An 18,467-nucleotide genomic window follows, 5' to 3' on the forward strand; every position below is an offset into this window, starting at 1 on the left:
TCCATTATCCTGTTAATATTGTAGCCATGAATATATTCTTAGTGGGTTCCCATTTTTGAAAATACATTGATAATAATCACTCCTGTTACAATCAGAGCCATTCCAATAATGGCAGGCAGATCCGGAACCTGCTTGAATGCAATAATTCCGATCATGGTTATAAAAACAATACCTACTCCGGACCATATGGCATAGGTAATTCCTACAGGAATCTGACGCAGGGTGAGGCTCAGAAAATAAAAAGCGCAGGCATATCCGATAACGGTTACTACAGATGGCCATAATTTGGAGAACTCCTCGGATTTTTTTAAAAAAGTAGTAGCAATAATTTCAAAGATAATTGCCAAAGCAAGAAAAATATAACTGCGTCCCATAAATTTATTCTTTGTACAAAAATAGCAAAAGCGTTGGGGTAATTCAAAAAACGAAGTTCTATTATAAAAGACAATTTCTGGTTTCTTGTATTTTAGCGCCTAATGAAGAAGCACAGAAAAAGCTCCTTATTACCGAGCAATTATACGAGATTCTTAACTGCACTGCATTTTACTTAGAATGACATTTCTGAGACAGCCTCGTTATTGTTAACCCTCTCTTTTCTTCATAATGTTTCATGGATCTGAAAAATGCGTCATCAGGTTTTATTTTTCAGTTGTGACACCAAATACCTATTTTTCTATGCCATGGAATGAGACAACTGACAAAAATTCCATCATAAAAATCGCAGCCAAAAATAAATTTCATTAACATAAGGCTTTATCTCAGGTGAAAAAATCTGCAGCAAAAAATACACTTTAAAACAATATTATGCCAAGCATTATTTTTTATTTGTTTTATCAACTCCGATATAGAAGCCGATAAACGATTAACGTTTTCACAAAATTTTACATATAGAACAATAAAACCGTTAATAAATTCTCAATAATATATTAATTTAACGTAAACAAATTTCACGAATCAACGAACATAAAACCTCGTAATACACTGATAAACATCATAATATTTTACTTTGGCACATGATTTGAAAGTAGTAATATTGCAATTGAAAGATTGATAAAAATAATACAAATAATTAAAAATAATACAAAATGGTAACTTATATCGGTATCGTAACAGGTTTAGTCGTAATCACTTCATATTTCATGACAGTAAGAAGAGAAAGAAACTAATTTCAAAATAAAGCAAGCCTATAGAATATCTATACTAATTATATTGTTTTATGTTTTTAGTCTGAGAGATCGGATTGCTCTTTTACCATCGGGTAAAAGGGCCCAAAAACATAAACAGAAAGATCTTAGTTTCATAACAAATTTTAATATCCAAATGAGAAAAGCCAGCCGCAAGTCCGGCTTTTCTTTTTTATCAAAGGGTTCATTGTTCATAGGTTTTACAATTTTCACAGATTGTTTGGGATATTTTTTCTTGTTGTTATACATTGTTTGTAGCGCAGATTCTCGGCCATCATTTATTATTCATTTACGCTGGACCAGATGTTTATTATTATTCAGGATTCTTTTGACATTCAATAAAGCTTTATCTTTGCTTAGTCAATCATCATTTAATCATCATGAATCTGTACAACCTTATTATTCAAGATAAAGAACAGGTAACCCTTAACGAGGTATTTCTCAATATAAACAACAGGGAGCAGCTTGTACAGCTTATCAAGGAGCATACTTATGTAAAAGAACTGCAGGAGTATGGTCTTCCGGTGAATCATAAAATTTTACTTCAGGGCAGCTCAGGATGTGGAAAAACAATGACTGCCAAGGCAATTGCCAATACGCTGGGAAAGAACATCATTATTTTAAATCTCAGCAATATTGTTTCGTCGCGCATCGGGGAAACCTCCCAGAATATTAAAATGGTCTTTGATAAAGCTGCGAGGGAAAGATCTGTACTTTTTCTGGATGAGCTGGATCAGATCGGGAAAGCCAGAGGAAGTGACGACAAAGATGTGGGGGAAATGAGAAGACTGGTGAATACCTTGATTCAATTGATTGATTATTATCCTGAGAATGCGCTTTTAATCTGTGCCACCAATCATCCTGAAATTATTGATACAGCCCTGCTAAGACGTTTCCAGCTGAAGATCAATTATGAAATGCCTGCTGCCAACATCCTGGATACATTCTATGATCAGCTGCTGGCTCAGTTTCCAGAAGATATGAGAACCGTAGAGAGAAAGTACTCTATTTCCTTTGCTGAGGCTAAAGATTATGCCTTAACGGCCGTAAAAGCTGCTTTAATCAAAAAACTGGAAGCTAAAGAAACCATCTCATCATGAAAGAAGATATTCTCCACAATCTCACCATCATCAATAACCGGATAAAAACGGCCTGTGAACAATCCGGCAGAAATAGTGATGAGGTTAAATTATTACTGGCCACCAAAACAGTTTCTGCAGACCGAATTAAAATCGCGCTGGAGCATGGGCAGACCTTAATTGCAGAAAATAAAGTGCAGGAACTGAAGGAGAAGTATGATGATTTAAAAGATATTCCTCATGAAAACCATTTTATAGGACATCTTCAGACCAACAAAATCAAAGATATCCTGAAATATGATGTCACCTGCGTTCAGTCTCTGGATCGTCTTGAACTGGCTGAAAAACTTCACCAAAGGCTTTTAGCCGAAGACAAAACAATAGAAGTTTTGATTCAGGTAAATACTTCCAATGAAGAAAGCAAATTTGGAGCTGATCCCGATGAAGCTATTGAGCTTATCCGAAAGATTTCCAACTACTCTACATTAAAAATAAAAGGGTTGATGACTATCGGGCTGTTCAGTGCAGAAACGGAGAAAGTAAGAACGTGCTTTAAAATCCTGAAAAATCTTCAGCAGGAGATCATCCGTGAAAATATTCCCACCGTAGAAATGAAAGAGCTTTCTATGGGTATGAGCGGGGACCTGGAAACCGCTATTGAAGAAGGCGCTACGATTGTACGGGTGGGAACCGCCGTTTTTGGAGCGAGAATCTATCCGGACAGCTATTATTGGGATGAAGGAAAAACGAACAATAAAGCATAATAATATGTTCCCGTTTACTTATACTTTTGAGAGAGAAATCGTTAAAGATAAAACCTCTGACGAGGTCATATACACAGTCCGTGATCTGTTAAGAGAGAAAAAGGTTCAAAACATTCTTTACGGACCTGGATTTGTTTCTTTCGATGAAGGTTTTCCCAGAGCGAGAAGCAATAGTGATTACTTATCTTTAATTGATGATGGAGTATTTATTTATAATGAAAACACTAAGATACTGACTTATAAAGTAAGGTTATGGAAATTACATCTATTCGCCCTTGTATTTTTTATCATTACGATGATTTATTTTGAAGGTTTCTTTGGGAAATTACTTCCTGTTTTCGGACTTGTAATCAATCATTTATTCTCTTATTTTGGAAGCCAGGGTTTAATTGAAGAAATTGCCCATAAGCTGAATTACCTTTCATAATCCCACTCTCCCATTTATTTGTTGGTAACGAAAGTAATCAAGAATCCCTAAAACACTACGTTTTTAAACTCTACAAATCCGGTATAATTTTTGCTGTAAATATTTAATAATCAAACAAATGCATTTTTATGGATAAAAAATTACTATCGGTCTGTCTATTCATGACAGTATTATTCTTTTTCTCATGTGAAAAAGAAAACACACAGATGAAAAGTGGAATTTCACTTGAAGCTATTTCAATGATCACCGTACTTACTATGGGTGTCGCCATTCTGATTGCGTACAGTTTTAAAAGAAGATAATAAAATCAGGATATAAACATTAAGCACCTCTCAATTTTTGGGAGGTGATTCTTTGTTGTATTAAAAAAGAATTTCATACAAAAATAGTCAACTCATTTTCTTTAGACAACTGTCTTAATCCTGTAGAAAATATTCTTAAAATTCACGAAGAAAAAATTGCTCCTTATAAAAGGATACTATGATGTCCGGATTAGAAGAAATGATTAATGAAAAATAAGATATTCGAGCTTTGAGATTGCTTCGCTTTGCTCGCAATGACAAAACAAAAATCCCTCTCATCACTGAGAGGGTTTGTTATATTTAAAAACTAAGATTACATATAAGCTTCAATCGGCTCACAGGTACATACCAAGTTTCTGTCTCCGTATGCTTCGTCTACTCTTGATACAGAAGCGAAAAATTTGTGGTCTCTTACCCACTCTAACGGATACGCTGCCTTTTCTCTGCTGTATGGTTTATCCCATGAATCAGAGATTACCAATTGTTCTGTGTGAGGAGCGTTTTTCAATACGTTGTTGGTTGCATCTGCTTCTCCGTTGGCAATTTCATCAATTTCTTTTTTGATAGAGATCAATGCTTCTGCAAAACGGTCAATTTCAGACTTGCTTTCAGATTCTGTAGGCTCAATCATCAATGTCCCTGCAACCGGGAAAGAAACGGTAGGAGCATGGAAACCATAATCCATCAATCTCTTCGCCACATCAGCCACTTCAATTCCTAAAGATTTGAACTGACGGAAGTCTACGATACATTCGTGCGCTACTCTTCCGTTTTCGTTGGAATATAAAATCGGGAAATGCTCTGCTAAAATTTCTTTCAGGTAATTAGCATTCATGATCGCATGTCCTGTAGCCTTTTTAAGACCTTCAGTTCCTAACATTTTAATATAAGAATAAGAAATATTAAGGATCAGTCCTGAACCGTATGGTGCTGCAGAAATACCTTCGATAGCATCTTTAGAGCCAATTCTGATATTCGCGTTAGAAGGAAGGAAAGGCACTAAGTGTTTAGCAACACAGATCGGACCTACTCCAGGGCCTCCACCTCCGTGAGGAATGGCGAAAGTTTTGTGAAGGTTAAGGTGGCAAACATCAGCTCCGATGTTTCCGGGACTTGTAAATCCTACCTGAGCGTTCATGTTCGCACCATCCATATATACTTGTCCTCCGTGCTCGTGGATAAGGTTGGTAATTTCTTTAATATTGGCATCAAAGAATCCGTACGTTGAAGGATAAGTAATCATTACAGCAGATAAGTTTGCTGAATGAAGTTCTGTTTTAGCTTTAAGATCTTCGAAGTCGATTTCCCCGTTCTCAAGGTTTTTCACGACTACGATTTTCATTCCTGCCATTGCAGCAGAAGCCGGGTTTGTTCCGTGTGCAGACTGAGGAATCAATACTACATTTCTGTGGTGGTCTCCTCTTGAGATATGGTATTCTCTGATCACCATCAACCCTGCGTATTCTCCCTGAGCACCAGAGTTTGGCTGAAGAGAAGTTCCTGCAAAACCTGTAATTTCTGCTAAGTCTTTCTCTAATTCACGGATCATTTCCTGATATCCTTCAGCCTGATTAACAGGTACAAACGGGTGAACAGCTCCCCAGTTTTCCCATGAAAGCGGTAACATCTGCGTTGCTGCGTTCAGTTTCATTGTACAAGATCCTAAAGAAATCATTGAGTGAGTCAATGATAAGTCTTTTCTCTCAAGACGCTTGATGTAACGCATCAGTTCTGTTTCCGTATGGTATTTGTTGAATACTGCTTCTGTAAGAATTTCGTCTTTTCTAAGATTTTCTTCAGGAATGCTGTATCCTTCTTTTATTTCTAATTTGAAAGTCTGCTTGTCTTTAAACTGAGCGAAAGAAGCCATCAGATCGTTTAATTTCTCTAATGTTGTACTTTCGTTGATCGCAATGCTTACTACACCTTCTGTGAAATAGTTAAGGTTTAGCCTGTGATCAAGCATTAATCTTACTAATCTTGCTTTCTCCTCTTCAGGCATCGTGATTTTTACAGTATCGAAGATTGGCTCTTCTACCACCTGATATCCTAATGCTTTAAGGCCGTTTTTCAAAGCGTTTGCTTTAAAGTGGATCTGATCAGCGATATAATTTAATCCTTTCGGACCGTGATAAACAGCATACATTCCTGCCATTACTGCCAAAAGAACCTGAGCTGTACAGATGTTTGAAGTAGCTCTCTCTCTTTTGATGTGCTGCTCTCTTGTCTGTAACGCCATTCTTAGTGCACGTCTTCCGTACATATCCTGGGAAACCCCGATAATTCTTCCCGGGATATCTCTTTTATAATCCTCTCTACAAGCAAAGAAAGCTGCGTGAGGACCTCCGTACCCTAATGGAATACCAAATCTCTGTGTTGTTCCTACCGCACAGTCAGCCCCCATTTCTGCAGGAGATTTTAGTTTCACCAAAGCCATAGGATCACAAGCAACAGCTACCTGAAGATCAAGCTTTTTATATTCAACGATATCTTCTGTATAATCCAGAACGATTCCGTTTTTACCAGGATATTGTAATAAAACTCCGTAATAAGAACCATCAAACTGATGTGTCTTATGATCTCCCAATACGATTTCTATTTCTAGTCCTTCAGCTTTTGTTTTTAATACAGAAACTGTTTGAGGAAGTACAAGATCTGAGATAAAGAACTTATTGGCTCCTGCTTTTTTCTGGTCTTTCGTTCTGTTGTTAAAGAACATGTGCATCGCTTCAGCTGCAGCAGTGGATTCGTCCAATAAAGATGCATTGGCTAACGCAAAACCTGTAAGATCACATACTACAGTCTGGAAATTAAGAAGAGCTTCAAGTCTTCCCTGTGCAATTTCTGCCTGATATGGAGTATACGCCGTATACCAGCTAGGGTTTTCAAAAATATTTCTCTGGATTGCTGAAGGTAAAAGTGTATTGTGGTATCCAAATCCGATATAACTTGTATAATCTGTATTTTTTGACGCCAATTCTTTTGAGTGGTTCAGCATTTCATATTCAGAAAGCGGTTCCGAGATCTCAAGATCTTTCTCTAAACGGATAGAAGAAGGGATAGTCTGAGAAATTAACTCTTCAATACTAGAAACGCCAAGTTTTTCCAACATCGCCTGTTTATCGGCTTCATTAAGAGAAATGTGGCGGCTCACAAACTGTTCTGTATTCATTTTTATTTATTAGATTTTGTTTGTAAAAAGATGGGTAAAATTACAATTTTTTGGACGATTGTACAAGAGGAGGATTCAGGTGATAATTCACACCAGTATTTGTGACTTTTCTTACAATTTGATTTTTTACAAGCCTATAACAACGTTTACTTTAATTCCTGCAACAATAACCATTATTCCATACATAATATATAGTAAAACCCATTAATTCCTATATAATTAAACATTGTAAAATTCATTAACACAATGTAACAATTCAATCACATTTCCTTTTTATTATCAAAACTCATCTTAAAAAAATCTATAAAAGTGAATTTTATTCATAATGTATATTTATCCTATGATATATGGTGAAGGGAAGAGTTGGCCGGTATGAATGTAAGCCTGTTAATTCGTGCAAAAGCAAACTCCTGCTGCTATACATCAGGTTTTAAGAATTTTATAAAATTTTATTAATTATATTTATTCTAAATTAATATATTTGCAGCATGAATATGATAGTTCCGTTTAAAGTACCGCCTTTGGCACCTTACTCGTTCAATAACGAAGAGATGTTCTGTGAAAAGAAATCGTGTTGTAAAAAATTCAAGAAGGGAAAAAGATGTAAAAAATGCCCGGGAAGAAAGAAAATGGCATAAACTAGCTAAAGTTTTTGATCAGCATATATACTGCAATCGCTAAAATAACAATTCCCCAGATCAGCATCATTATCTTAGGCTGACCGGATTTGTTAATTCGTGTTCTGGGCTGCGGCTTAAACATTTCTTCCACCGAGTTTTTGAACTTTTCAGCATCGTTCTCAAAAACTTCTGTAATGGTAATTCCCTGAACTACCGTTTTGTGCAAAAGAGAATTTGTTGCATGAAGCAAAAGCTGGAATTTCCCGTCTTTAAATTCTGTGATCTTAAAGATTCTCTCTCCATACGGTTTTTCCAATCCGAAAGGCAATACCTTTACCACATCGGCATTACTTGTCTGCCAGTTGATGATAATCTCCTCTCCTTTTTTCGCATGAATTTTATTCGCCGTAAAAGTTTTGATTGCTGGCGGAATATTATACCTGAAACTTCGCTGATGACTTTCCAGATTCTGATCATATGTACGTCTTCTCGCCGGATCACTTAATGTCTCATAAGCCTCCTGAATCTCACGGAAGCGGTCAGCAAAAAAATCGTCGTTGCCATTTTTATCGGGATGGTATTTTAAAGACAGTTTTCGATAGGCTTTTTTGACGTCTTCTTCTGAAGCATCCTGCGATATACCGAGAAAATAGTAGTAATCTTTCATTGAGAAATACAAAAATAAGGATTTATTTTTCTTTGCGTCTGATGTTTACGGTAAAATTTTGATAGAAAAAAGAATTTAAAAGTATTGCGAATCGAAGATGAAGCAATCTCAATATAACCGTAATCATTGGTTGAAAAACGCAAAAACGCTAAGTTTTTTCACAGCAAACTGTATATTTTTAAGGCGCAAGGATTTTATCTCCGATAAAATTGTACTTCTCAACAAATGCTACGAATTGAATGAGTTCAACAGTCCTTTTGTCATTCCAGGTGAAGCAAGGAATCTCAGTCTGAAAAAAATATAAGTCTTTTCAGATTATATCTGTTTTTAAATAAAAATTCCGGCGCGGGAAGCTCTGCTTCCCGCGCCGGAATTAAACAATTTCAATTTAGTCTTTACGGATTATGCTTCGCAGGTATTATCCTTTTTGCAGCATCTCGAACTAAATTCTTTTTTGAATTTTCCTTTTAGTTCCTGATAGTCTTCGTCATTCATTTCCCTGATCTTATCTGCCAGTCCGAAAGGTGACTTTTCTTTAATTCCGTATTCATCAAAAATACCTTTGATAAATCTCTTTCTTTGTATTGCTTTTTTAGCAATTAAGGCTACACCCACAACGGCTAATGCTCCCAGAGCTCCTTTTAATGCTGAATTTTTCATTTTTTCAAAATTTTAAATTTTACTACTTCTTGTTTTTTATAGAGACGAATGAATTTTAATTTTACTTTACTACTTCTTTATAATTTAAAATTATTCGTTTTTTCTGTTGAAGAACCCTCCCGAGCATTTGTTTCTCCATACTTCTTTGAATTTTTCTCTCTCTTCCGGGGACAGGCTTTCCATTTTCTCTCTCATTTTTCTTTCTTTGAAATCTCTCATTCCTTTACCAAAATGGAAACCTCCGAAAAGAATTTTACTTAAGATCAGTATTCCCATTGCCTGCCAGAAAGTAATGGTTTTCGCTCCTAAAATCTCCGGCAGAAGGCAGTTCCAAAGCATCATTACAATCCATGTAACGGCTGCTAAAATTAATGGCGGGCATAACAATAAAAACATCCAACCCTTTTTGTGTTTATAATTCATAATTTCTTTTTCTAACTTTTTAAATCTTCGTATAATTTTCTCAATCTGTTTCTCAGGTGCTTCACAGCATAGTTTTTTCTGCTGATGATGGTTTTAATGTTCTCTCCCTGTTCATCGGCGATCTCCTGGAGGGTTTTGTCGTTCAGTTCATTTTCTACATAGACCAGCCTTTGTTTTTCGGGAAGTTCATCAAGTGCTTCAAACAGTTTTTTCCAGATCTCATCCTGAAACATCTTCACTTCAGGGCCGGCGCTTTCATCCAGCAAAAGAATATCCTTGATAGAAAAACTGCCGTCTTCATCTTCATATACGAAATCTTCAAGATTTTCTGTTTTCTTTTTGCGGTAACGGTCAGTGATTTTATTCGCCGTCACCCTGTACAGCCAGCCTCCAACGTTTACGATCTCAGAAAGATTCGTAAGGCTACTGAACTGATACCACACTTCCTGCAGAATATCTTCCGCATCCTCCGTATTTTTCACTTTCGGACGAATATAGGACATCAGCTTTCCTCCGTAGTTGGAAACGGTCTGTGAGATGATGCTTTCTTTCTCTTTCTGTGGCATTGTTATTTTTTCGACAACCTCCATATTGCTATGACGGCTGGCCTTTTGGTTTTACTTTAATAAATTTAAAATATTTTTCTTACAATCCGGTTTTTCTTTTATCCATCAACGTTTTTATTCCATGAATTTTCAGCAACTTATGCATTTTTTTTGAAGCTTTTTCCCGCTATCCGCTCATACTCCTCACGCCAAACCATCCCACAAGCCCAACCCCTCCAACCTCCCACTCATGCTCCGGGGTAACCGCTCCTATCGGGGCTAAGTTGATGAGTGATAAATGATAATTGATAATTGATAAATGATAAATGATAAAATTGTAAAACAATATTTTTGTTGGAAAACGCAGGGGCGCAAGTTTTTATCATTATTATGTATAATTGTAAGGCGCAAGAAAATCAAAGATTTTCAGCAAGTGAGATTCTTTTTATTTTCTTGTAGATCAGTGTAAATCAAGGGTTATTAAACATTTTTTATCAATACCTGTATAATTAACAGGAAGAGCTATTTTCAACAAGCCTGGATTCCTCGCTTTGTCCGGAATGACAAACTTGCTGTTGAAATATCCATAAAATCTTTAGAACTATACAATGTTATCGGAGATAAATCTTTGCGCCTTAAAGCCACCGCTTGTAAAATCTTAGCGACTTTGCGCTTTTCCAACTCCATTTATTAGACTTATACATTATATTGAGATTGCTTCGCTCTGTTCGCAATGACTTTGTCATAAAAAAACGGAAGACCTAAGTCCTCCGTTCAAATATTATTTAATTAATAGTTTATTTATTAAAATTTTCTGCAAAGAATCCTAACATTGATTTGTAAAGCTCAATTCTGTTCGGTTCTTTTCCAAATCCGTGTCCTTCATCATATTTTACCAGATAAGGAACTTCAAATCCTTTGGCACGCATCGCTTTTACAATCTGATCAGACTCATTGATGTTAACCCTGGGATCATTTGCTCCCTGGATAACAAATAACGGTTTCTTAATCTTATCAATCTGATAAACCGGAGAAACTTCTTTAGCAATTTTAGCTTCTTCAGGGTTATCAAGGTCATACCAGATCTGCTTTACCATTTCTTTATAAGGTTTCCAGTATTCCGGGAAAGAATCAAAGAAAGTAAAGATGTTGGAGACGCCTACATAATCTACCCCGCAGGTATACAGGTCCGGAGTTTTGATAAGTCCCATCAGAGTAGCATATCCGCCATGGCTTCCTCCGTAAATAGCTACTTTATCTTTATCTGCCCATCCCTGTTCAACAGCATATTTCACTCCGTCTTCCACATCATCCATCGCTTTTCTTCCGATCTGTTTGTAGCCTGCTTTCTGGAAGGATTTTCCATAGCCTCCGGAAATTCTGAAATTCACCTGAAGCGTTGCATATCCTCTGCTGGCAAACAACTGTGTTTCCGGATTGAATCCCCAGCTGTCTCTTATTCCCTGAGGACCTCCGTGAGGATTGACAATCAAAGGGACTTTTTTGCCTTCCAGCGCGGCTTTAGGCAGGGTAATATAGCCATGTACTGTTAATCCGTCTCTGCTTTTAAATTCGATAGGTCTCATTTCGGCCATATCTTCCTCCTTCAGCTGAGGCATCAGGTTGTAAAGTAGCTTGGTCTGTTTGGTTTTGGTATCGTATTCATAATAGGTTCCATACAGCTTATCACTTCCTACCACCACCAGCAGTTTATCATTATTATCATCGGAAGAAACAATTCCAAATTGTTTACTTCCAAACTGAGATTTTAGCTTATCCTCTATTCCTTTATAGAATTTACTTACCGGAACGGTTTCTCCTTTCACGCCTTCATAGCTGATAAAATCAAGCTCATAATTTCTGTTTTTTCCGGCAGTGCTTATTGAGCTTACATCATACACGGGATTAGAATAAATTTCTTTGATCACGGCATTTTTCTTCAGATCATAGAGTACAATCCTCGCTTTATCGCTATCCAGATTTGTTACGACATACGCTTCATCTTTATTTTTAGAATTTTCATTAAATTCAATGATACTGAAAGTATCAGACCAGTCTGCAGATTTAATCAAGTTAAATTTTCCGGTCTGAAGGTCTTTATAATAGGTTTTTGTCGTCAATCCGTTCTCAAGAACGCTATACCCTCTCAGGTTTCCATCCTTGTCAAAAAGATAGTCATCAATAGGACTGTTTACATCTTTATTTTCATACAGCTGGGTCATTTCCCCGGTAACAAAATTGATCTTGAAAGGTTCAAAGATCTGTTTGTTGTTTTTATTCATGGTAACCACAACGAAGTCAGTGTCTTTTACAGGAATAATTGCCTGTACTTTTACTCCGTCAAATGGTGTTAAATCTTTCTGGTTTCCACCATCTGTATCTGTAGCATACAAATGAATATTTTCATTTCCGCCTCTGTCCTGCGTATAGAAAAGGCGTTTTTTATTCAGCCAGCCATAGGCTTTGATCAGATCATCTTTTTCCACAATGGCTTTGGTAATTTTTCCTGTAGCCAGATCTTTTACGTAAACATAATTCTTTTTGTCCTGATCTTTTTCTTTATAGGAAAGGTATTTCCCATCAGGAGAAATTTTAAATACTGAAGCTTTTGGTCTTGCAAAGTAATCTTCAACTTTATATGTAAAGTTTCCTTTATCATAAGAAATAAGCTTTTCAAGATTGGCCCTGGAGGATGGCAAGGTAGGATCTCCCGGCAGTTTGGCAGCAGAGCTTTGTGCGTTGGTCATCATAGTAGATAGTACAATAATGGTTGTACCGAAAATTTTGTGATTTATGTTCATAACTTTTGTTTTAAGGTTAAAGTTATATAAGCATTTACGTTTTAGACAATAAAAAATAAATGCATTTATATAATAAGACACATTATACCCATAAACGTTACAGTATTTAATCAATTAATGCAAAAAAATATGATTAATAAAAGACAGCCTTACCGACTGTCTTTTATTTAGTGTAAATAAATACCGAAATACCACGTCCAAACGATCAGAATAACCTGCATGGGAATCCTTTGGGTGTAAAGGTATTTCATTCCCGGACCGGTGTAATCGGCTTTAAAAATATTGATCTTTTTCCTGGCTGAGTTGATATTGGCTATAAAAACCAAGACATAAAAAATAATGAGCAAAATTGCGGTGAGTTCACGGGCAGCCGGAATCATAAGCCCGATTCCCGCTGCAATTTCCAGAACTCCTGTACAATATACCCAAAACATTCTGGCAGGAATAAACTCCGGGATCATCATAGCCATTCCTTTCTGAAATTTAAAATGGGAAAAACCTGTAAATATGATAAAGACAGCCATTCCCAGGTTTCCTGAAAATATAAAATCCGGCTTCCCCTGAACCCAAAAAGTCCCCAGCAAAGCCAGAATAAATGTTGCAAAAAGTATGATGAGTAATTTCATTTATAGGTGGTAGATATTAGGCAGCAGGTTTTAGGGATTAGGATTGAGGCAGCAATTCTAAACGTTAAACTTTAAACCTTGAACTTTAAAATTTCTTTACACTGCGCCAAGGCTTACCCCTTCGGCAAGGCTTTTTACAACCATGAGTCCTTTTGTAAAGCCTGTGTTCATGTGATCCTGCCATTGCTTTTCGACCTGAACTTCTGCGTGAAGTTTTGTTTTTCCCCCAAAATCTATCAGAAAATATTTCTCGAAACTGCCGTTCCATTCCATTACTTCCTTACTTTGGGTATCTTCATTGCCATTTTCATCTACCATTCCCAGGTGTTTGAAAACAATCTGATTAGGCTCATCCATGCTATCTATGGTTGAAACCATTCCTTCTCCTTTTGCATTAAGAAAATAGGTTTTTCCACCCACTTTCCAGTCGGATTTCATGACAGATCCTGCACCGAAATACTTTGTCCATTCACTATACGTTTCAGGACTCCAGAGAATGTCCCAGACTTTCTGCAATGGTGCATCAATTACGGTTTCGTATGATAAGGTTTCCATTTTAATTTTTTTTACAGTTGATTTGGTGATTAATTACCTTCAGGTAAATTTCAAACTTAATTGTTTAAAGCTGATTTTCTGAAAGATGTTTGACAATTGACATTGCCTTTGGAAATTTCTCTTCAAAAAATTCTTTAAATTCTGCCGGAGTCTGAATTTCAGTTTTCAGCCGTGTTCCTTCTTCATTTTCCTCAAGAAAATAAGCTTCTGTTGCTTCTCCCCAGTCCTGAGGAACTTCAATACCTTCGTAAATTTCTCCCAGGTGCAGAAATTTTATTTCTTCGTTAGGAATCATCTTTTCTACTCTGCTGTACATCCCGTTGTTCTTAGGATCAAGAAATTTAATGATATTATTCTCTTCGAGCGTTCCCTCATAAAAAGAGCCGTCTGTAAATGCCGTTGTCCATTGCCTGTAGGTAATGTCACCCCAAAGTACACTCCATACTTTTTCAGGTTCGGCATTGATTTCTATTTCATATGATAATTTTTCCATATATTTTAGGTATTAGGTGGTGGGTAATGGGTTGGAGGGGAGAAAGTTTGAGAGTTTGAAAGTTGGAGAGTTGGAGAGTTGGAGAGTAAGAGCGTTATTCTGTGGCCGCTTCTAACTTCTAACTTCTAACTTCTAACTTCTAGCTTCTAACTTCTCATTCTATCCTCCGACAAAATCGCCTCCGTTAATGTGGATTATTTCTCCTGTGATATAACTTGCATCTTCTGAAGCGAGAAAAACATAGGCTGGTGCCACTTCAGAAGGCTGCCCTGCCCGCTTCAGCGGAGTATCTTTTCCAAATTTGGAAAGATCATCAAAAGCTTCCTTCACAAGCGGAGTCCATATAGGTCCGGGTGCAATTCCGTTAACCAGAATTCCTTTTTCAGCAAGGTTATCAGCCAGTGAACGGATAAAAGACAGAACAGCCCCTTTTGTAGCGGCATAATCTATCAAATGATCACTTCCACGGTAAGCGGTAACAGAGGTTGTGCAGATGATTCGTCCTCCTTTTCCCATCAGCGGAAGAAAATTTCTGGTGAAAGAAATCATAGAAATGATATTGGTATCAAATGTTTCCTGAATCTGTTCATCAGAAATTTTTTCCAGACTGTTTTCTGAGGTATGAATTCCTGCATTATTAACAAGAATATCAAGATTCTTCCACTCTGTTTTAATCTTTTCCGCACATTGGGTTCTGAAAGCCTTCCGGGTAAGGTCGCCCTTGATCAGAAGACACTTCTGCCCTTCTTTTTCAACCAGATTTTTGGTTTCTCTGGCATCATCGTCACTTTCTTTATAGATAATGGCGACATCTGCCCCTTCTCTGGCGAAATGAACGGCTACAGCCTGTCCTATACCGCTGTCACCCCCGGAAATAACCGCTTTTTTACCCTGCAGCTTCCGGCTTCCCTGATAATCGTTCCGTATAATTTCCGGAAACAGTCCTTCTTTAGGGACTTTTGACTTAGATGCTGATTTGTTCTGTGTTTTCATATGCAAATCTTTTTTCTAAATCACATCAAACAATACGCCGAAAATATTTAAGAATTATAAGCATCCTCCAAATCCCGGATGATAATTTTCTGCATTTTCATCATTGCCTGAACCACTTTATAGGCTTTTTCCTGATCGGAATCATTCATTAACTGGATGAGTCTTTTAGGGACAATCTGCCAGCTCAGTCCATATTTATCTTTCAGCCAGCCACACATACTTTCTCTTCCTCCGTCTGCAGTCAGGGCGTTCCAGTATTTATCGGTCTGCTGCTGGTCATCAGTCATCACCACCAATGAAATCCCTTCATTAAAATCAAACTGATGATCGTAAGAATTATCCATACAGAACAAGGTGTAATTATCAATTACAAAATGGGCATGCTGAACATTTTCTGCAGGCTCAGGACTATCGTGACCTTCGCTTCCTGCTCCATAGGACAATATATTTCCTATGTTTGAATTGGGGAAAGTCTTCGTATACAGCTCCATTGCTTCTTTCGCTTTCCCATTATTCTCATGGATAAACATTAAAGTCGGAATGATTTTCTGATCGCCTGCTTTTTCTCCTAAAAACAGCTGCCATGTCACTCCATATTTATCCCGTACCCATCCGTACTTCGGACTCCATGAGTAAGAGCCCAGCTCCATCAGGGCTATACCTCCATCCAGCAACTGGTCCCAGTATTTCTGAACTTCATCTTCTGTTTCACAGATCACCATGAAAGATATGGAAGCATTTTTTTTGAACTGCGGACCTCCATTCAGAAGCATCAGTCTTTGCCCAAACAAATCAATATTCATTACCACAGGAGTATCTGCTGTGATTTCGCCTCCAAATACCTTACAGTAAAATTCGGCAGACTGTTTGGCGTCTCCGTCATACCAGAGACATGGGAAAATATCGTTATTCATAATTTAAATTTAAAAGAGAAATGATTATTTTTTTACAGATCAAGCTTACGCGGCAATTCTTGTAATTTTGCTCTATAAGAATGGAAAGTCCTACTTTTCATCCATTCCTTTCAGGCTTCTCATAAGAGCAGATACATACTATGCTTCTTTAAAGCAGACCTGGTTTTCTTTCATATAATTCTTCAGTTTCAACATAGCATTTTTCCCAAAACCATGAAGCTGCATGATTTCTTTTTCGGAATAATCTGAAAGTTTTTCCAAAGAATTTATTTTTTCTTTTTCTAATGCTCTTCTTGCAGGTATTGCAATAACTCCATGAAGAAACTCTTCTTTAGAGTCATAATTAAAAGCATACATGGAATTTAAACTCTTTGACATGATAACTAAATTGATCATGGCTACAAAAAATATTGTTAATGATTCTCAACATATTTGTGGAAATTGTTCAGAATAGCATACCAGCCATCCCGTTGCATTTCCACAGAATTTTGTTTTTCCGGATCGAAAATTTCAATCACTTTCGTTGTATTTTCATCTATTTTATCGAAAATAACTTCTACTTTACGCCCGTCCTCCAGGTGATATTTGATCACCTCATAAGGAACTATTTCGTCATATACCCCTTCAAAATCGAATCCGAAGCTTTTGTCTTTAGCTTCCATTCTGTTTTTGAATCTGCCTCCTACCTTCAGATTATTTTCAGAACTAGGACAGTGCCAGCTTTCGTGGGCGAAATTCCATTTCGTGATATGCTTTGGCTCATTGAAATAATTCCAAACCTTTTCAACCGGTGCTAAAATTGTAATGTCTATTTTAATTGGATCCATAGTTCTATTTTTTTAAATTTAGATAAAGAGCTGCCCAAAAAATGGGCACCTCTTTTTTATCATCAGTTAAATATAAGATTATTTTGCATATTCATCATTATAGTTCACCATCCAATGAACACCGTATTTATCCTGGAAGCATCCGAAATAATCTCCCCAGAACTGATCTTCAATCGGCATTTCCACATTTCCGCCATCGGAAAGTTCTTTAAAAATACGGTCTGCCTCACTTCTCGAATCCGGGAAAATAGAAACGTAATTATTATTTCCTACGGTAAGAGTCTGCCCAAACCCCGGTACAATATCAGATGCCATTAAAAGGTCATTGCCAATAGGCAGCGCGATGTGCATTACTCTGTTTTTTTCTTCTTCTGAAAGGTTTTCAGTACCGGGAGCATTTCCCATTTTGTGAATTTCTCCAACGAATTCCCCGCCGAACACTTTTTTATAAAAGTTGAATGCTTCTTCAGCGGTCCCATCAAAATTTAGATACGGATTTAATTTAGCCATGATTTTTAATTTTAAAATTATTGTTATTAAGATATAAGTTCTGCTGTTGATCCATTAAGAATTAATTAAGTTAATATGAATAGCAGGTACTGTTTCAGTCTAAAACTACCAGCTTACTATTGAAATTCTTAATGGTGTAAAAATTTTTCTACTTCTCTGACGGTAAAGTCAATTAAGTTTGCATCAATACTTCCGTCAAAATCAGGCATCATATAAATACCGTGAGTTGCCGGAAGTATTATCAGCCGCGAGTCTTTCACCAGACGCCACATTGCGGCAGTATGCTCCGGCTTCATTACATCCTGATCTCCACTGATGAATAATGTGGGCGCCTGTATGGAAGCCAGCACCTCATCATCCCAGTCTTCAAACGTCTGCATTCTTTTGCAGTCTTTGTCAAAAAGGTTTTCCAGTTTTGAAAAATCCGGATTGAGCTGTAAGAAATTAATTTTAAAGGGTTCCGGCATTGACTCAAAAGCTGCTTCCTGCATTCCCTCAAAAAAGCCGTCTATCATTCCGCTTCTTTTATAAAATGCTGAGGCTACAATTAATTTTTCAACAATTCCGGGATGACAATGGGCAATCTGCATCACTGTACTTCCACCGTTACTGAATCCCCAGAATGAAGCTTTCCCGATGTTAAGCTCTGCTAAAAGTGCAGCTACATCATCAGCATCCTGTTCAAATGTTTCAGGAATGTCGCGGTGTTCACTGCGTCCATGGTTTTGCAGATCTATTCCTATCAGCTGGAATTTGTTCTCCAGTCTTGCAATGACTTCTTTAAAATCATAGAGAATAGAAGAGCCACCCCCATGAATCAGAACCAAAGGCTTTCCTGATCCATAGATTTCATAATACAATTGTATTCCGTTGACTTTTTTATAGCCTTTTTCTACTGGATTCAT

General features: G+C 37.0%; 19 protein-coding genes. 3 read left to right on the forward strand and 16 right to left on the reverse strand.

Annotation, left to right across the window (positions count from 1 at the left end; genetic code table 11):
• Positions 1-38: 38 nt before the first annotated feature.
• Positions 39-374, reverse strand: a complete 336-nt coding sequence (locus tag ACP3T3_RS05900) for a DMT family transporter (protein ID WP_426478985.1) — start codon at positions 372-374, stop codon at positions 39-41.
• A 1,190-nt stretch (positions 375-1,564) separates the two neighbouring features.
• On the opposite strand from ACP3T3_RS05900, the gene ACP3T3_RS05905 reads away from it, so the two are divergent.
• From ACP3T3_RS05905 to ACP3T3_RS05915, 3 genes are read left to right on the forward strand one after another with little or no spacing between them, the layout of a single operon-like run.
• Positions 1,565-2,284: an AAA family ATPase gene (locus tag ACP3T3_RS05905; RefSeq protein WP_426478986.1), complete on the forward strand. Its 720-nt coding sequence runs from the start codon at positions 1,565-1,567 to the stop codon at positions 2,282-2,284.
• A complete protein-coding gene (locus ACP3T3_RS05910) occupies positions 2,281-3,027 on the forward strand; it encodes a YggS family pyridoxal phosphate-dependent enzyme (RefSeq protein WP_426478987.1) in 747 nt (248 codons plus the stop codon). Before ACP3T3_RS05905 ends, ACP3T3_RS05910 begins: the two co-directional genes overlap by 4 nt.
• Positions 3,028-3,031: 4 nt before the next feature.
• Positions 3,032-3,454 (forward strand): hypothetical protein, encoded by a 423-nt coding sequence (locus tag ACP3T3_RS05915; protein ID WP_426478988.1) that lies wholly within the window; start codon positions 3,032-3,034, stop codon positions 3,452-3,454.
• A gap of 615 nt (positions 3,455-4,069) precedes the next feature.
• Here the strand turns inward: ACP3T3_RS05915 and gcvP are convergent.
• The 15 genes from gcvP to ACP3T3_RS05990 all read right to left on the reverse strand — a co-directional run bounded on the left by gcvP (position 4,070) and on the right by ACP3T3_RS05990 (position 18,467).
• Positions 4,070-6,928 (reverse strand): aminomethyl-transferring glycine dehydrogenase, encoded by a 2,859-nt coding sequence (gene gcvP, locus ACP3T3_RS05920; RefSeq protein WP_426478989.1) that lies wholly within the window; start codon positions 6,926-6,928, stop codon positions 4,070-4,072.
• A 639-nt stretch (positions 6,929-7,567) separates the two neighbouring features.
• A complete protein-coding gene (locus tag ACP3T3_RS05925; protein WP_426478990.1) occupies positions 7,568-8,215 on the reverse strand; it encodes a J domain-containing protein in 648 nt (215 codons plus the stop codon).
• A gap of 402 nt (positions 8,216-8,617) precedes the next feature.
• Positions 8,618-8,875, reverse strand: coding sequence for a hypothetical protein (locus tag ACP3T3_RS05930; protein ID WP_309513329.1), 258 nt, complete (start codon positions 8,873-8,875; stop codon positions 8,618-8,620).
• A gap of 90 nt (positions 8,876-8,965) precedes the next feature.
• On the reverse strand, positions 8,966-9,298 hold the full coding sequence (locus ACP3T3_RS05935) for a hypothetical protein (protein WP_426478991.1): 333 nt from the start codon (positions 9,296-9,298) through the stop codon (positions 8,966-8,968).
• A gap of 11 nt (positions 9,299-9,309) precedes the next feature.
• Entirely contained in the window at positions 9,310-9,864 is a 555-nt protein-coding gene (locus tag ACP3T3_RS05940) for an RNA polymerase sigma factor (RefSeq protein WP_426478992.1), read from the reverse strand.
• 776 nt (positions 9,865-10,640) lie between these two features.
• Positions 10,641-12,644 (reverse strand): prolyl oligopeptidase family serine peptidase, encoded by a 2,004-nt coding sequence (locus ACP3T3_RS05945; RefSeq protein ID WP_426478993.1) that lies wholly within the window; start codon positions 12,642-12,644, stop codon positions 10,641-10,643.
• A gap of 167 nt (positions 12,645-12,811) precedes the next feature.
• Positions 12,812-13,270, reverse strand: coding sequence for a DoxX family protein (locus ACP3T3_RS05950; RefSeq protein ID WP_426478994.1), 459 nt, complete (start codon positions 13,268-13,270; stop codon positions 12,812-12,814).
• A gap of 96 nt (positions 13,271-13,366) precedes the next feature.
• Positions 13,367-13,825, reverse strand: coding sequence for an SRPBCC family protein (locus tag ACP3T3_RS05955; RefSeq protein ID WP_426478995.1), 459 nt, complete (start codon positions 13,823-13,825; stop codon positions 13,367-13,369).
• Positions 13,826-13,889: 64 nt separating this feature from the next.
• The gene (locus ACP3T3_RS05960; protein ID WP_426478996.1) at positions 13,890-14,318 is read right to left on the reverse strand and encodes an SRPBCC domain-containing protein; all 429 of its coding nucleotides are present in this window, start codon (positions 14,316-14,318) and stop codon (positions 13,890-13,892) included.
• 159 nt (positions 14,319-14,477) lie between these two features.
• A complete protein-coding gene (locus ACP3T3_RS05965) occupies positions 14,478-15,311 on the reverse strand; it encodes an SDR family oxidoreductase (protein WP_426478997.1) in 834 nt (277 codons plus the stop codon).
• A gap of 47 nt (positions 15,312-15,358) precedes the next feature.
• On the reverse strand, positions 15,359-16,225 hold the full coding sequence (locus tag ACP3T3_RS05970) for a VOC family protein (RefSeq protein ID WP_426478998.1): 867 nt from the start codon (positions 16,223-16,225) through the stop codon (positions 15,359-15,361).
• 138 nt (positions 16,226-16,363) lie between these two features.
• Positions 16,364-16,603 carry a hypothetical protein gene (locus ACP3T3_RS05975; protein WP_426478999.1) on the reverse strand — a complete coding sequence of 80 codons (240 nt, stop codon included), beginning with the start codon at positions 16,601-16,603 and terminating at the stop codon, positions 16,364-16,366.
• A 35-nt stretch (positions 16,604-16,638) separates the two neighbouring features.
• Positions 16,639-17,052 (reverse strand): SRPBCC family protein, encoded by a 414-nt coding sequence (locus tag ACP3T3_RS05980; RefSeq protein WP_426479000.1) that lies wholly within the window; start codon positions 17,050-17,052, stop codon positions 16,639-16,641.
• Positions 17,053-17,130: 78 nt separating this feature from the next.
• Positions 17,131-17,562 (reverse strand): VOC family protein, encoded by a 432-nt coding sequence (locus ACP3T3_RS05985; protein ID WP_426479001.1) that lies wholly within the window; start codon positions 17,560-17,562, stop codon positions 17,131-17,133.
• Between the two features lie 128 nt (positions 17,563-17,690).
• Positions 17,691-18,467, reverse strand: coding sequence for an alpha/beta fold hydrolase (locus tag ACP3T3_RS05990; RefSeq protein WP_426479002.1), 777 nt, complete (start codon positions 18,465-18,467; stop codon positions 17,691-17,693).

Origin of the sequence: Chryseobacterium sp. CBSDS_008 (genome assembly GCF_049959325.1) — a bacterium.
Taxonomy (GTDB): Bacteria; Bacteroidota; Bacteroidia; order Flavobacteriales; family Weeksellaceae; genus Chryseobacterium.